Source organism: Mucilaginibacter sp. R-33 (genome assembly GCF_049949235.1).
Lineage (GTDB): Bacteria > Bacteroidota > Bacteroidia > Sphingobacteriales > Sphingobacteriaceae > Mucilaginibacter.
On sequence record NZ_CP188089.1, the window covers coordinates 4,415,659 to 4,432,002 of the forward strand.

At 43.2% G+C, this 16,344-nt stretch carries 11 protein-coding genes and 1 pseudogene; 9 read left to right on the forward strand and 3 right to left on the reverse strand.

Annotated elements, in window-relative coordinates; translation table 11 throughout:
• Positions 1-29 precede the first annotated feature (29 nt).
• Positions 30-674 carry a uracil phosphoribosyltransferase gene (gene upp, locus ACP26M_RS18155; protein ID WP_426582063.1) on the reverse strand — a complete coding sequence of 215 codons (645 nt, stop codon included), beginning with the start codon at positions 672-674 and terminating at the stop codon, positions 30-32.
• 131 nt (positions 675-805) lie between these two features.
• On the opposite strand from upp, the gene ACP26M_RS18160 reads away from it, so the two are divergent.
• The 6 genes from ACP26M_RS18160 (at position 806) to ACP26M_RS18185 (ending at position 7,397) form a co-directional block, all read left to right on the forward strand.
• Positions 806-1,303, forward strand: a complete 498-nt coding sequence (locus ACP26M_RS18160; protein WP_090534938.1) for a GNAT family N-acetyltransferase — start codon at positions 806-808, stop codon at positions 1,301-1,303.
• A gap of 10 nt (positions 1,304-1,313) precedes the next feature.
• Complete coding sequence (locus tag ACP26M_RS18165) at positions 1,314-1,802, forward strand: MarR family transcriptional regulator (RefSeq protein WP_426582065.1); 489 nt, start codon at positions 1,314-1,316, stop codon at positions 1,800-1,802.
• Between the two features lie 279 nt (positions 1,803-2,081).
• Positions 2,082-4,106, forward strand: a complete 2,025-nt coding sequence (gene uvrB, locus ACP26M_RS18170; RefSeq protein WP_426582067.1) for an excinuclease ABC subunit UvrB — start codon at positions 2,082-2,084, stop codon at positions 4,104-4,106.
• A 154-nt stretch (positions 4,107-4,260) separates the two neighbouring features.
• A complete protein-coding gene (locus tag ACP26M_RS18175) occupies positions 4,261-4,515 on the forward strand; it encodes a DUF4834 family protein (protein ID WP_121234093.1) in 255 nt (84 codons plus the stop codon).
• Positions 4,516-4,531: 16 nt separating this feature from the next.
• Positions 4,532-4,828 (forward strand): hypothetical protein, encoded by a 297-nt coding sequence (locus ACP26M_RS18180; RefSeq protein ID WP_354485666.1) that lies wholly within the window; start codon positions 4,532-4,534, stop codon positions 4,826-4,828.
• 85 nt (positions 4,829-4,913) lie between these two features.
• Positions 4,914-7,397, forward strand: coding sequence for a hypothetical protein (locus ACP26M_RS18185; RefSeq protein ID WP_426582070.1), 2,484 nt, complete (start codon positions 4,914-4,916; stop codon positions 7,395-7,397).
• Between the two features lie 150 nt (positions 7,398-7,547).
• On the opposite strand, the gene ACP26M_RS18190 is transcribed toward ACP26M_RS18185, so the two are convergent.
• The gene (locus tag ACP26M_RS18190) at positions 7,548-8,300 is read right to left on the reverse strand and encodes a glycosyltransferase family 2 protein (protein ID WP_426582072.1); all 753 of its coding nucleotides are present in this window, start codon (positions 8,298-8,300) and stop codon (positions 7,548-7,550) included.
• Positions 8,293-9,576: a glycosyltransferase family 4 protein gene (locus ACP26M_RS18195; protein WP_426582074.1), complete on the reverse strand. Its 1,284-nt coding sequence runs from the start codon at positions 9,574-9,576 to the stop codon at positions 8,293-8,295. The genes ACP26M_RS18190 and ACP26M_RS18195 overlap by 8 nt, the downstream gene beginning before the upstream one ends.
• A gap of 37 nt (positions 9,577-9,613) precedes the next feature.
• On the opposite strand from ACP26M_RS18195, the gene ACP26M_RS18200 reads away from it, so the two are divergent.
• The 3 genes and pseudogenes from ACP26M_RS18200 (at position 9,614) to ACP26M_RS18210 (ending at position 16,196) form a co-directional block, all read left to right on the forward strand.
• Positions 9,614-12,823, forward strand: a complete 3,210-nt coding sequence (locus ACP26M_RS18200; RefSeq protein ID WP_426582077.1) for a S41 family peptidase — start codon at positions 9,614-9,616, stop codon at positions 12,821-12,823.
• Between the two features lie 249 nt (positions 12,824-13,072).
• Positions 13,073-13,786, forward strand: a pseudogene (locus ACP26M_RS18205) (CPBP family intramembrane glutamic endopeptidase).
• 142 nt (positions 13,787-13,928) lie between these two features.
• Positions 13,929-16,196 (forward strand): aconitate hydratase, encoded by a 2,268-nt coding sequence (locus ACP26M_RS18210; RefSeq protein ID WP_188834814.1) that lies wholly within the window; start codon positions 13,929-13,931, stop codon positions 16,194-16,196.
• The last annotated feature ends 148 nt before the right edge of the window (positions 16,197-16,344 follow it).

Here is a 16,344-nt window from a genome sequence, read left to right on the forward strand (position 1 = left end):
AAATCGGACATCCGAAATCCCAAATCAAATCACGCTTTTTCCCCAAATGCCAGGTCCCCCGCATCACCTAAACCCGGTACGATATAAGCTTTGCTGGTCATCTCGTCGTCAACAGCGCAGAGCCAGAGCTTGGCTTTTGGGAGATTGGCCTTAACATGCGCCACACCTTCGGTGCTGGCAATTACAGCGGCAATGTGCAGCTCCTTTATTTTATACTGCGCCATCAACTCCTTACAAACCGTTACAATACTTTGCCCGGTAGCCAGCATGGTATCGCACAAAATAAAGATCTTATCATCCAGGTTAGGGGTTGAGATATGATCAACCTGGATCAAAAAGCTGCCGTTGCGCTTCACTTTGCGGTAGGCGGTAATAAATGCAGAGGATGATCGGTCGAAAAACTGCATAAAACCCTGATGAAAAGGAAGACCGGCGCGCAATATAATACCCAGCACCGGTTCATCGGCCGGTATATTAACACTGGCTGTACCCAAGGGGGTTTGAATTTCTTTGGTTTCGTAATGTAATGATTTGCTCAACTCATAAGCCAGTATGGCTCCTAACCTTTCCTGGTTCTGCCTGAAACGTGCCTTATCCTGCTGGATAACGGCATCCCGTAATTCGGCAAGGAACTGGTTGGCAATGGTATTGGTTTTATTGAGGATGAAAATCATGCTTAAATTTAAGCGTTTTTGAGCAATAGTATCACTATTTGTTTATTAAATCTCATACCGCACCATGGGAGGGATAATAATTTTGAATATATGTAGTTAACTACGTAGATTTGTACGTAAATATTAAAGTCATGGATACTACACCTGTTATCAGCTCACTCAACAATACTTATTGCCAGCAGATCATTGATATCATTTTACCAATTCAGCAAATTGAATTTAATGTGCCTATCACGCTTGAAGCCCAGCCCGACCTGCTTGATATTGAAACCAATTACCACCAAACCGGCGGAGATTTTTGGGGAGCGATATATAACGAACAACTTGTTGGCACCATTGCCCTTATTGCTTTTGATAACAATGCGGCGGCCATACGCAAAATGTTTGTGCTTAAAGAATACCGGGGAAAGGAGCTGGGCATCGCGCAGTTACTGCTCAATAATCTCATTGATTATTGTAAACAAAACAACATTGCCCACATTTATTTAGGCACAGTTGAGATGCTGAAAGCCGCTCATCGCTTTTATGAAAAAAATGGCTTTACACGCCTTGCCAAACAGGATTTGCCCGAATCATTCCCACTTATGGCTGCGGATACTATTTTTTATGAATTACATTTGAACAATTAACAGCGATATAATGAATGTTATTGACGAATCGGGAATTTTAGCAATTTCAACAAGGTTGCAGCGCCTGGCCGAGCAGTTGCGCAAAGACGGTGTACTTGTATACAAAGCCAGTAATATTGATTTTGAGCCCAAATGGTTCCCTGTTATTTACACTTTACACTTTAAGCCGCTTTTAAGCGTAGTGGAAATCGCCGCTGAAATTGGCTACACCCACCCTTCAACCATCAGTCTGTTAAAGGAATTGGAAAAAGAGAAATTGATCCGATCAAAAAAGGACAAGGCCGACGAAAGGAAGCGTCTTATCATGTTAACAACAAAAGGCCAGGAACTTATTGAACGTATGAAACCCGTTTGGGAAATTATGAAAGCGGCCGCCGCGGAAATTGCCGATACCCAAAACAACCTGATGAAGGCTATTATTGAAGCCGAAGAGAAAATAAAGCAGCAGAGTTTTTTGGATAGGGCGTTACGTTTAAAGGCGGAATGTGAGTTATTTTAACTAAAAAAATGTCATTGCGAGCGATAGCGCGGCAATCTCGTAGCCATGCTTAGCGGCTTTGCATATCGCACAGACCTAACCACGAGATTGCCACGTCGCCCGGACGCTCTTTTACCTGTGTTGCTCCTCAATGACATGGCTTTTAAGTTGGCTTTAACTTATGCTTGGCATAATTTATCACCCCAAATCCAACAATGTTGACATACGGTTGTCATTACCATGTACTTATTTTGATTTGCAAACCCTGTTTCTGGATTATTTGTATTTTTACATAACAACATGGATTTTCAATTAACATCTCAATATAAACCAACCGGCGATCAGCCTGAAGCTATAAGGCAGCTGGTTGAAGGTATCAACAACGGCGACCCATATCAAACCCTTTTGGGGGTTACCGGATCGGGCAAAACCTTTACGGTTGCCAATATTATAGCACAAACACAAAAACCTACGCTGATCTTGAGCCACAACAAAACATTAGCGGCACAGCTTTATGGCGAGTTTAAGCAGTTCTTTCCCGAAAACGCGGTGAACTACTTTGTGTCGTACTATGACTATTATCAGCCGGAGGCATTTATCCCTACAACAAATACCTACATCGAAAAGGACCTGCAGATAAACGAGGAGATAGAAAAACTTCGCTTACGTACTACTTCGGCTTTAATGTCGGGCAGGCGCGATGTGATCGTGGTATCGTCTATATCCTGCATTTACGGTATGGGCAACCCGGATGATTTTGCCGATTCGGTTTTCAAATTTGCCGTTGGTACCCGTATCAGCAGGAATGCTTTTTTACATCGCCTGGTCGAAATTTTATACGCCCGCACCACTGCCGATTTTAAACGAGGAACATTCAGGGTGAAGGGTGATACCGTCGATATTTTTCCGGCTTACCTGGATTATGCCTACCGCATCTCCTTTTTTGGCGACGATATTGAAGAGTTAAGCGCCTTTGATATCGGCACCGGTAAAACCATCGAAAAAATGACACACATGGTGGTTTATCCGGCCAACCTGTATGTTGCCCCTCGAGAGCGTTTCCTGCAGTCCATCTGGGCGATACAGGAAGAGCTGGAAACCCGCAAAAAACAGTTTATTGATGACGGCCGATTCCTGGAAGCCAAAAGGCTGGAAGAAAGGGTTAATTACGACCTGGAAATGATCCGCGAGTTGGGTTACTGTTCGGGCATCGAGAACTACTCCCGCTTTTTTGACGGGCGCAAGCCCGGTGCGAGGCCGTTCTGCTTGCTCGACTATTTCCCGGAAGATTACCTGATGGTGATTGACGAAAGTCACGTAACCGTTCCGCAGATCAGGGCGATGTATGGAGGTGACCGTTCGCGCAAGATCTCGCTGGTTGACTATGGCTTCCGCCTGCCGGCAGCTTTGGATAACCGTCCGCTTAATTTCCAGGAGTTTGAAAACCTTGCCCCGCAAACCATTTATGTAAGCGCTACTCCCGGTGATTTTGAACTGGAAAAATCGGGCGGTGTAGTGGTTGAACAGGTGATCCGCCCGACAGGATTGCTTGATCCGGTGATTGACGTTCGCCCGGTAATAAACCAGGTAGATGACCTGCTTGACGAAGTAGATAAAACTATTAAAAAGGGAGACCGCGTACTGGTAACCACCCTCACCAAACGCATGGCCGAAGAACTGGCCAAATACATGGACCGGCTGGGCATTAAATGCCGCTACATCCACTCGGAAGTGAAAACCCTGCAGCGTGTAGAAATTTTGCGTGGCTTACGCCTCGGCGAATTTGATGTATTGATAGGCATCAACCTATTGCGTGAAGGATTGGATTTACCGGAAGTATCATTAGTAGCCATTTTAGATGCGGATAAAGAAGGTTTCCTGCGGTCAGAACGTTCACTGATCCAGACTATTGGCCGCGCTGCCCGAAACGATCGCGGCCGGGTTATTATGTATGCCGATACCATAACCGATTCGATGCAGATCACGATGGATGAAACCAACCGCCGCCGCGAAATTCAGATTGCGTACAACACGCAACATGGCATTACACCGCTAACTGTTGGGAAAACGCGCGAGGAAATTATGGAGCAAACCTCGGTGGTCGACTTTAAGGGCGGTGTACAGCAGGCTTATGTAGAAACTGATACCCTAACCCTTGCCGCCGATCCGATAGTTCAGTATATGACCAAAGCCGACCTGAAAAAATCAATCGACAACACCAAAAAAGATATGCTTGCCGCCGCCAAAAACATGGATTTCCTGCTGGCTGCCAAACTACGCGACGAAATGTTTGCTTTGGAAAAAATGATGGAAGAGAAATTTTAATTTGAAAATTTATTGATTTGAAAACGACAATATTCACATTTTCAAATCTTCAAATTGCTTTATTTTCAAATTAAAACGCCATCAGCTATCTCAAATCATAATAAAACATTTTTACCGTTATATACCTTATATTTGTAAGCTCAAAATTAACAGTATGATTCTCATTCGTTTTCTGATCATATCTATTTGTATATTATACATTATCCGCAGCCTGGCACGTTACCTGCTGCCATTTCTGTTTGAAAGTGTTGTAAACAAAGCTCAACAGCAATATCAGCAGCAACAACGTAATTATAACGAAGGCCCAAAACCTGATGGAAAAATCAGGATTGACCATGTACCGCAACCTAAAAAAGGCAGTGTGCCCGACAGTGAAGGTGAGTTTGTTGATTACGAAGAAGTAAAATAAACCTAATCAATAAATCATGGACACTAACCCGGTATTTAACAGGCGTCAAAACCACAATAACACGCCCGAGTCTATTACGCTTATCATTACCAACGTAATCGTATTTATAGTTGCTACTCAAATTTTTGCTAATTGCACTAAAATTAGTACATTTTACTGGGTTGTTATGGGCGCATTGGGAGTTTATAACTTTTTCAATATCCGCAAATATCGCGAAGATTATGGCAAACCGCAGGTTATTGCTTACGTGATATCTATTATTGTACTGATTGCCATGTTTTTCCTGCTGCGCAGCCGTGCGCAAACCTGTTAAGTTATTCCTTAACAAAACTTATAATTCCTATTCTCATTGTAATTTCTATTTTTGAGGAATATAATATCCATTTCAAAAAACTTAAATGAATAACTGGTTTAAGCGTAACGGCATTCATTTTGCCATAGCTGCAATTTTTTTAGTGATCTGCTTTATATTTTTAACCCCGGCTTTCCAGGGAAAAACATTAGGCGGCAATGACGTTACAAGGGCACAATCAACCCAAAAAGAAATCAACGACTACAAGGCTAAAGACACTACCATACTGTGGACCAACCAAATCTATGGCGGTATGCCTACCTACCAAATATGGGCACCTTATAAAGCTAATTTAACATCATGGGTTGTAACCGCCATAAACTACACTTTCCCTGCTCCGGTTGGTACAATATTGATGTTTTTATTAGGTACTTACTTTTTATTTATAGTGTTAAAGGTTAACCCCTGGCTTGCGGCGGCGGGTGCAGTGGCGTTTACCTTTTCATCATATAATATTATCCTGCTAACTGCAGGGCACGCCAACCAGGCATTCGCAATAGCGTTTTTTGGGCCGATACTTGCCGGGATTATCCTTACCCTTCGCGGTAAATACTTATTAGGTTTTTCTGTAACAGCTTTATTTCTTGCTTTGGAGATCAGGGCTAACCACGTGCAAATGACCTACTACCTGATGCTGGCCTTATTGATCATGGTTGGCATTGAACTTTACCATGCCATCAAAAACAAAACCTTAAATGCCTTTTTAAAATCGTTAGGTTATGTTGCTGGCGCAGTTCTATTGAGCGTAGCCGTGAACGCCTCTATCCTTTGGAGCACAGCCGACTATGGCAACGAAACTATTCGTGGCAAATCAAATCTTACTCAGCATACTTCAGAACCAAGTAACGGCCTTGCTAAAGACTACGCTTATGAGTGGAGCCAGGGTGTGGGTGAATGTATCACATTCCTGATTCCTGACGCATACGGAGGAGGCTTTCTTCAAAAAAACAATAGTGCTGATTCACATGTAGTTAAAACTTTAACAGAAAAAGGAAGTGATCCAAATCAGGCTGTCGAAATTTCGGCAAATTATTTACCATCTTACTGGGGGAACAAGCCCTTCACCGGGGGGCCGTTTTATTTTGGTGCTGTAATTTGCCTGTTATTTGTATGGGGCTTAATGATAGTTAAAAACCGTATCAAATGGTGGTTACTTGGCGCTGTGGTTTTAACCATGCTGCTATCTTTCGGCCGGAACTGGCCTTATGTATCCGATCTTTTCTTTAACTACTTCCCGCTTTACAATAAGTTCCGCGCGGTTGAATCAATACTGGCAGTTGCAGGTTTCTGTTTCCCAATCCTTGCTGTGTTGGCAGTTAACGAGGCTATTGTAAATGAGGACAAAGCAAACCTGTTCAAAAAATTAAAAATCGCATTTTATATTACAGGTGGTATTGTATTGATTGTAGCTGTGGTGCCTTCACTGCTTTTGTCTTTTAGCGTAAGTGAGCAGCAGGCCGGTGTTATTGCACAAATAGGCCAGGCGCTTAAAACTGATAGCTCAGCCCTTACCCGCGCTCTAATTGCCGACAGGGAATCAATGGCGCAGGCCGACGCCATCCGCTCACTTATATTTATCGCTATTGCATTTGGGATTGCCTGGGCGTTCCTTAAAAAGAAGATCAACCCAACTGCTGCATCACTTGCTTTCTTAGCCCTGATCCTGGTTGACCTTTGGGGTATTGACAAGCGCTATTTAAATCAAGACCACTTCGCGCCGAAACAGGATAATGAAACGCCACAGCCGCGCGAGGTCGACCAGTTTATCATGAAAGATAAAGATCCTGATTTTAGGGTGTTTGACGCCACACAATCAATCAAAGGCGATGGTCTTACACCATTTTTCTACAAGTCATTGGGTGGTTACTCGGCAGCAAGGCTAAAACGCTGGGAAGAGCTTGTTGATAATCAGTTAAGCAAAAGCATTAACCAGGATGTTTTGGATATGATGAACGTTAAGTACATTATTAATTCTGATCCAAAAACCCAAAACGTAGGTATGCAGGTAAATCAGACAGCCTGCGGCCATGCATGGTTTGTTAAAAGTATTAAATATGCCGACAATGCTGACCAGGAGATGGTAGCCATCAGCAGCTTTACACCAAAAGATGAAGCTATTGTTGATAAACAATACAAAAGCATTATCGACGAAAAAACTTTGGGAGCAGGTGCCGGCGAAGGCAAAATTGAACTTATCAGCTACTCGCCCGACCATATGGTTTATCAAAGTGGTTCTACTGCATCACAAATCGCGGTGTTCTCTGAAGTATACTATAACAAAGGCTGGAAAATGTATATCGACGGTGTTGAGAAACCTTATTTCCGTGCCGATTATCTATTACGTGCTGCTCAGATCCCAATCGGTAACCACAAAATTGAGTTTATTTTCCATCCGGCTTCATACTACACCGGTGAAAACATTTCATTAGCAGGTTCAATCCTACTGGTGCTTGCCTTAGGTGGTGCCGCTTATACCGAAAACAAAAAGAAAGCTCCGGCTGCAAAACCGGCGGATAAGAAAAAAGCATAAGCAGCTTAATATTTAAAAGAAAGCGGTGGGTTAATACTCATCGCTTTTTTTGTGGGATCTTTTTTCCAGACTTACGAAGTTTCAAAAAACTTCGTAAGTCTTCAGTTGCCCTAAGGCAGACCCTCATACTTGCGCCCAAAAAATAATTGATTAATCATTCGTCCTCCTGTTCCTTAACCAATACCAGCCTAAATTAAAGGCGATGACAAAATGATTCAAAATGGTTTGGGCCAAGCCATAGTTACGCTTCATGATCTCAAAGCGTTCCATCAAACTTTGGCGGTGCTTTTTCTTCGACATGCCCCCTACCAGGTATTTGGCCACATATCGATTAACATTAACAATTTTTTTAGCTTTTTTTGCCGCGCGGATTATCCAGTCGATATCAGAACTCAGTTGATAGCGGCGGTCATAAGGTCCCGCCAATGAACGCCTGATATAAATAGCCTGGTGACTGATGCTCATGCCGTATTTAAAACCGCGCCAGGTAAACTTAGCTGGAGCCTTATGCCGGCGCTGTCCTAAACTGCTGCCGTCATCGGCGATCATTTCTGTCTCACCATAATAAATGTCGGCGTCTTCTGCAGAAGCAAAAACAGCGGCAACGGTTTCATTGTCGTAAAACTCATCCCCCGAATTCATGAAGATCACGTAATCGCCGGTTGCTAAAGCAAGCCCTTTATTCATGGCATCATAAATGCCCTCATCTTTTTCGCTGATGAATTTTGCTATTTTGCTTTTATATTTATCAATTACCTGTAAAGTGCCGTCGTTAGATAAACCATCCACAATAACATACTCAATATTAGTATAGGTTTGATTAACTACCGAGCGGATAGTACGCTCAATATCCCTTACGTTATTATAAACAATGGTGATAACGCTTAAGCGCGGATTAAACATTGTTACCTCCCTTGGTCAGTAATTGTTGATATACCCCGATATGCTTTTTAGCGATCACTTCTTCCGAAAAGCTATCCATGATAGTTTGCCGGGCCTGTTGGTTCAACTTATCCCTTTCAGGATGCTTAATAATCCACTCCATGCCATCAGTAAAACTTTCGGATGAACGATAGGTTGCCAGGTAACCACTATGCTCATGCCGCACCATATCCGGGATGCCACCTGTAGTAAAAGCGATTACAGGTGTACCGCAGCTCAGACTTTCCATCACCGTATAAGGTAAATTATCCTCAAGGGATGGGATCAAAAAAGCATCAGCGGCTGCATAATGCATGGCCAGCTTTTCATCATTATTAATAGTTCCTAAGAAACTGGTTTTAAAAGGAAAGTCGGGCAGGTTTTCTGTGCCCCGGTTTCCAAAAACCACCAGTTCTACCTGATCGGTTTCTGCACCTAAACGCTGCCTTAGTAATTCCATACTTTCCAACAGATATTGGGTACCTTTATGCAAATCTTTACGCGATGGCATAAAGCCACTTAAAAAGATAAATTTATCCGTCGGCAGGCCCGCTTTGGCTTTCGCCTCCTTTTTGTCTATCGGCTTAAAAACATCCGTTTCCAGCGTATTTGGAATATTGCTTGTGGCTTTGCCCCGCATCAAACTGCTTTTCTTTACAGAATCCTGCATCCATAAACTTGGGGCGATAATGTTGAAGTCGAGTTGCTTGTAAGCTTTATTTTTTTGCTGCCAGATGCGGTGCGAAATATCAGCAGCGGCAGAGTTGATCAGCAGCGGGCAGTTACCGCATTGTTGCTGGTAATGATCGCAGGTATAGCGCACATGACAACCACCGGTAAAGGCATTGCTGTCATGAAAGGTCCACACCACAGGCTTGCCCAGCTTTCTAATTTCGGCTATATGTTTGGGGTCCAGAAAACCGTGGTTGATCCAATGCAGATGAATAATATCGGCGTTTTTAACATCAGGATGATTAACTACCGAACGGCCAAACCAGGTAAAAGAAAACGGCGTACGGCTATCAGGTTTTAGAAACCGTTTAGCCAATATCCGCTCCAGAATGATGGTTGCAGCCGTATACGATTTTTGGATAATATTACGGTTAAAAGTCTTGATATCAGGATTATTTCCAAATTTATAATGTACTATAATTTTAGAATCGATACTTTGGCTAAGTAATGCCCGGTTAAGGCGCATGCAGGCCCTGCCCGCTCCGCCATTACCGTCATACGTATTGAGGTGCACCACTTTTAACATGGCTCAAAAATACATTTATTCATAAAACTTAAACCATATGAAGAAACTATACATCGCATTGTTTTCGGCAGTACTGTGCCAAACAAACCTTAAAGCCCAAACAACCGGAAGCTATTTTACATCTAACCCAACCCTTACACCCGATGGCAAAACCGTAATTTTCAGCTACGAAGGCGATCTTTGGAAAGCCGATATCAACAGCCCGGCAGCTACACGATTAACCGCCATGCAGGGCGAAGAAACCAGTCCCCGCGTTTCGCCCGACGGGCAATGGCTTGCTTTTTCATCAAACCAGTTTGGCAACAACGATGTATACGTAATGCCCCTCGCCGGCGGCGATATCAAACAGCTTACCTATAACGATGCCGGCGATAACGTGGATTCCTGGACCTGGGATTCGAAATCCATTTACTTCAACTCAAGCCGTTATAATGGCTTCAGCGAATACAAAGTAGCAGCTACCGGCGGCACTCCTGTTAGGCTATTTGGTCATTATTTTAATACCATACATGGCGTTGTTGAGCATCCGCAAACAGGCGAGCTATTTTTCAGCAATACGTGGGAGAGTATCTATTTCCCCACTCGTAAGCATTATAAAGGGGCTTATAATCCCGATATTCAGTCGTACAATCCTAAAACCAAGGCATATAAAAAATATACCGACTGGCAGGGCAAGGATTTCTGGACAACGATAGATCAGAAAGGCAATATCTATTTTGTATCCGATGAGGGCAACGAGGAATATAACCTATATACCTTTGTCGATGGTAAAAAAACCGCGTTAACCCAGTTCCCCACCTCTATCAAACGCCCGCAGGTTAGTGCCGATGGCAGCAAGGTAGTTTTTGAAAAAGATTACCAGATCTTTGTTTATGATATTGCATCTAAACAAACTCAGAAACTAAGCTTAAACCTGTTCCGCAATAATGTACTGCCCAAAGACCAATCGTTTGAAACAGGCGGTAAAATTGAAGGAGCAGCACTATCACCCGATGGCAAAAAGCTGGCTTTTGTATCCCGCGGCGAATTATTTGTAAGCGATGCCGAAGGTAAATTCGGCAAAAAACTGGAGCGTAATACCAGCGAACGCGTTACCGAAGTAAGCTGGATGAGCGATAACAAAACCCTCATTTTTGGTCAAACCCTGGGTGGCTATCCTAACTGGTACACCATAGCAGCAGACGGCAGCGGTGCCGAAAAACAACTTACCACAGATAAAGGCAGCAATCGCCTGCTGAGCGTGAATAAAGACCGCACACAGGCCATTTATCTGAGCGGCCGTAATGAACTGAAACTTTTGGATCTGAAAACACTCACATCAAAAACTATTGTTACCGATGAGTTTTGGGGATTCTACAACCCTCCTCCTCGCTTTTCGCCAAATGGCGAGTACGTGGTATACAACGCTTACCGCAATTTTGAGATGGACGTTTTTGTTTATGAGATAAAAACCGAGAAAATACTGAACCTTACCAATAGCGGTGTTACAGAATCGGCGCCATTCTGGTCGCCGGATGGTAAGTATATTTATTTTACATCATCCCGTACACAGCCCGAGTATCCTTATGGCTCAAAAGATGCTCACGTTTACCGCATGCCTTTGCAAAAGTATGACGATCCTTTTAAGATGGATAAGTTTACGGCCCTGTTTAAAGAGGAGAAAAAAGACGACGATAAAAACAAAAAGGATAAGGACAAAAAAGCGTCTAACAAAAAGAAACCTTTATCTGAGCAGCCAACGCCTAAACCGCCTGCCGATATTGTGATAGACACCGAAGAACCGATGAAAAGACTGGAACGCATCAGTCCGGAGTTTGGCCAGGCGCAGGGCCCCTATGTAATTCAAAAAGGAGATAAAACATTGGTATACTATGCCTCAAACCATAGCGAAGGTAAGGGGGCGCTTTACCGTACCACCCTTGAAGCTTTTGAAAACCCTAAAACTGAAAAAGTTGGCAACGGCGACTTCGGCAATTACAACATTTTTGGCAACGGTGATAAATATTTTGTACTGGCCGGAGGCAATATCTACACCCTAAACATCGATGCTAACAAAGTGGATAAGTTAGATATCAATTACAGCTTTACCCGTAACATGGCCGGGGAATTTACACAGATGTTTGATGAAACCTGGGCCGGACTGGATGAAAACTATTACGACGGCAATTTCCACGGGGCCGACTGGAAAAAGGTTCATGACAGCTATAAAACATTTGTCCCTTATATTAATAACCGGGCCGACCTGCGCCTGTTGTTGAATGACATGCTTGGCGAGCTTAACTCATCGCACCAGGGTTTTTACTCAAATGGCAGCGAGGAAAAGAAAACCATCTCTTACCGCACTATGGAAACCGGGATCATTTTTGAGAACGATTCGCCATACAAAGTGAGCAGTATAGCTATCCATAGTAATGCCGATAGAGCCGGCATCGACGTAAAACCGGGCGATATATTAAAAGCGGTTAACGGTATTATTGTTGATGAAAAGCAGGACCGCAACTATTACTTCAGCAAACCATCACTTGACAAGGAAATTGAGCTAATCTTTAATCGTGGTGGAAAGGACGTTAAAGTAAAACTTCATCCAGAGTCAACCGGTGACCTGTCGGGCAATCTTTACGACGACTGGATCAAGACCAATGCTAAAACAGTTGCAGAAAGAAGTAAAAACCGCATTGCCTATTCATACATGAAAAACATGGGCGATGGCGCCCTGGAAGATTTCCTGGAAGATATGGTTGATGATGCCTACAACAAAGATGCCCTTATCCTCGACCTGAGATATAATACCGGCGGTAACGTACATGATAATGTTTTAAAATTCTTGTCTCAAAAACCCTATTTGCAATGGGCTTACCGCGACGGTAAAAAAACACAGCAATCAAACTTTGCACCTGCGGCCAAACCGATCATCCTGCTCATGAATGAGCAAACCCTTAGCGACGGCGAGATGACCTCACAAGGCTTTAAACAACTGGGCCTGGGCAAAATTATCGGCACCGAAACCTACCGTTGGATCATTTTTACCAGTGGTAAAGGTTTGGTTGATGGATCATTCTACCGTATCCCTGCCTGGGGTTGCTACACGCTCGATGGTAAGGATATTGAAAAAACAGGCGTAACACCGGATATTTATGTAAAAACAGATTTTGCGGACAGGATAGAAAATAAAGATCCGCAATTGGATAGGGCTATTGAGGAGATTTTGAAACAGTTGCCTCCTGCTACATCAAAAGGAGAAAAATAATCTGTTCATATTTTATCGAACTATTTTTTAATTTTAAATTGGCTGGTCGTTTATCATGACCGGCCAATTTTTTTCCTAAACAATCGCAAAATGTCTGAAGTAACAAACACTGAAACAAGTGCCGAAGGGCCTGAAAACATTACTCATATTCCGAAAATAGCCTACCCTAATATAACATCTATTGTAAGACTATTTTTCATGTACCTTGTTTTTCTGATCATCGTTATAATAACCGCGGGCATTGTATTTATGAATACTCCAAAAGAATTTCCGGCGGTGAGATCGATATTCAAAGTATTGACGAATGCTGCTCCTGTACTAATGGCAATACAGTATACTTTAAAAAGGAGTGAAAAACAACAAGGTTATCCATCAACCATAAATTACAATAAAATTGAAGGGTGGCTTATCCCGGTGCTGATTATAGCGGCAACAGCATTCTCAATCATTTTAGAACGAATTTCGGTATTGCTACCAATGCCTTTGAAGGTTCGGGAGATATTTGAGAGGGTGTTCACCAAAGATCTGTTCTCGTTCATGAGTGTTGTTATTATAGCTCCAATCGTAGAGGAAATATTATGTAGGGGCATTATTTTAAAAGGATTATTAAAAAATTATGCCCCTAACAAAGCCATAATCATTTCTGCGATCCTTTTTAGCGTACTGCACTTAAATCCCTAGCAGGCTATTCCAGCATTTTTCGGGGGCTTATTTTTAGGTTGGATCTATTATAAAACGCAATCCGTAATTCCGGGAATGATTTTTCATGCTGCCATAAATACTACAGGATTTGCATTTTTGTTTTTAGGGAACTCCAAACAAGACCTACCTGATATTTTTGGAAAGATGTATTATCCGGTTCTGTTGATTTCCGCATTAGTTTTCACTGTATCATGCATCTTCATCAACAAAAAAGTGAAGGTTGCCGTAACCAACCAATCTCTAACCACTAATCTCCAATAACTTATTTAGAACTTATCCAAATAACATTTGTGTAAAGCACTGAGGGCTTTCAAATGTTATTTTTTGTAAATTCGCCGCTCTAAGGCCAGTTAATGGGCTTAACGTCAATTTCTTTTACTTTTCACCTAAAAATCAAATACAAATGGCTTTTGATTTAGATATGATCAAAAAGGTTTACGACCGCTACAGCACACGTGTTGATGCTGCCCGTAAAGCGACCGGTAAACCCCTAACTTTAACCGAAAAGATTTTATATGCCCACCTTAGCGAAGGCGATGCTCAAAAAGCATTTGGTCGCGGGGTTGACTATGTTGATTTTGCACCAGACCGTGTAGCTATGCAGGATGCTACTGCTCAGATGGCCCTTTTGCAGTTTATGCAAGCCGGTCGCCCGCAGGTTGCCGTTCCATCTACCGTACATTGCGATCACTTGATCCAGGCTAAAATCGGCGCTGTTGAAGATTTAAGTACTGCTGTTGACGTTAACCGCGAAGTTTACGATTTCCTGGCTTCAGTATCTGATAAATATGGTATCGGTTTCTGGAAAGCCGGTGCAGGTATCATTCACCAGGTAGTGTTAGAAAACTACGCTTTCCCGGGTGGTATGATGATCGGTACCGACTCACATACTCCTAATGCAGGTGGTTTGGGTATGATTGCTATTGGTGTTGGTGGTGCCGATGCCTGCGACGTAATGGCCGGCTTACCATGGGAGCTTAAATTCCCTAAACTGATCGGTGTTAAATTAACCGGTAAACTTTCTGGTTGGACTTCAGCTAAAGACGTTATCCTGCGTGTTGCTGGTATCCTTACCGTAAAAGGCGGTACCGGTGCTATTGTTGAGTACTTTGGAGAAGGTGCACGTTCAATGTCGGCAACCGGTAAAGGTACCATCTGTAACATGGGTGCCGAAATCGGCGCTACTACCTCTATCTTTGGTTACGACGAAAAAGCTGCTGCTTACTTAAAAGGTACTAAACGTGCCGACATCGCTGAACTTGCTGACGCTATCGCAGAGCACTTAACCGGCGACGAAGAAGTTTACGCTAACCCAGAGCAATATTTCGACCAGGTTATCGAAATCAACCTGAGCGAGCTTGAGCCACATGTAAACGGTCCGTTCACTCCGGATTTGGCATGGCCTATCTCTAAATTTGCTACCGCTGTTAAAGAAAACGGCTGGCCTACTAAATTAGAAGTTGGTTTGATTGGTTCATGTACCAACTCATCATACGAGGATATCACCCGTTCGGCTTCTATCGCTAAACAGGCTATCGATAAAAAATTAAAAACTCAGGCCGAGTTCACCATCACTCCGGGTTCTGAGCAGGTACGTTACACTGTTGACCGCGACGGTTACCTTGATACTTTTGCTCAAATGGGCGGCGTGGTATTGGCTAACGCCTGCGGACCATGTATCGGCCAGTGGGCCCGTCATACTGATGATCCTACCCGCAAAAACTCTATCATCACTTCGTTTAACCGTAACTTCGCTAAACGCCAGGATGGTAACCCTAACACCCACGCTTTCGTAGCTTCACCGGAGATTGTTACCGCTTTCGCTATCGCAGGAGATTTAACTTTCAACCCGCTTACTGATACTTTAACTAACGAAGCTGGTGAGCAGGTTAAATTTGACGAGCCTCAGGGTATCGAACTACCTGTAAAAGGTTTCGCGGTTGAAGATGCAGGCTACCAGGCACCGGCCGAAGATGGCAGCAAAGTTGAAGTTATCGTTTCTCCAACTTCATCACGTTTGCAATTACTTGAGCCATTCAAAGCATGGGAAGGCACCGACATTACAGGCCTTAAATTGCTTATCAAAGCAAAAGGTAAATGTACCACCGACCACATTTCGATGGCTGGCCCATGGTTGAAATTCCGCGGCCACCTGGATAACATTTCAAACAACATGTTAATCGGTGCTATCAACTACTTTAACCTTACTGCCGATAGCGTTAAAAACGAATTAACCGGCGAGTACGGTCCAGTTCCGGCTACGCAGCGTGCTTACAAAGCAGCAGGTATCGGTTCGATAGTAGTAGGCGACGAAAACTATGGTGAAGGCTCATCACGTGAGCATGCAGCTATGGAACCACGTCACCTTGGTGTGCGTGCCATATTGGTAAAATCATTTGCCCGTATCCACGAAACCAACCTTAAAAAACAAGGTATGCTGGGTATCACTTTCGCCGATCCTAACGATTACGAAAAGATCCAGGAAGATGATACTATCGATATCACCGGCTTAACTACGTTTGCCCCAGGCCAACAGTTAACCGTGGTATTACACCATAAAGATGGTTCAACCGAATCATTCCCTGTAAACCATACTTACAATGCACAGCAAATTGAGTGGTTTAAAGCAGGCGGTGCGTTGAACATCATACGCAAGCAAATGGCATCTTAATTTCGGATATCGGAATTTTGATTTCGGATTTAATATTTGAAAGCCTTCCCTAAACGGGAAGGCTTTTTTGTTATATGATTTTGCTGTATACTCGAGCTTAGAAATTAACGTTTAAAAACGAACCAATTTCTTATGAGATCATTGCTGC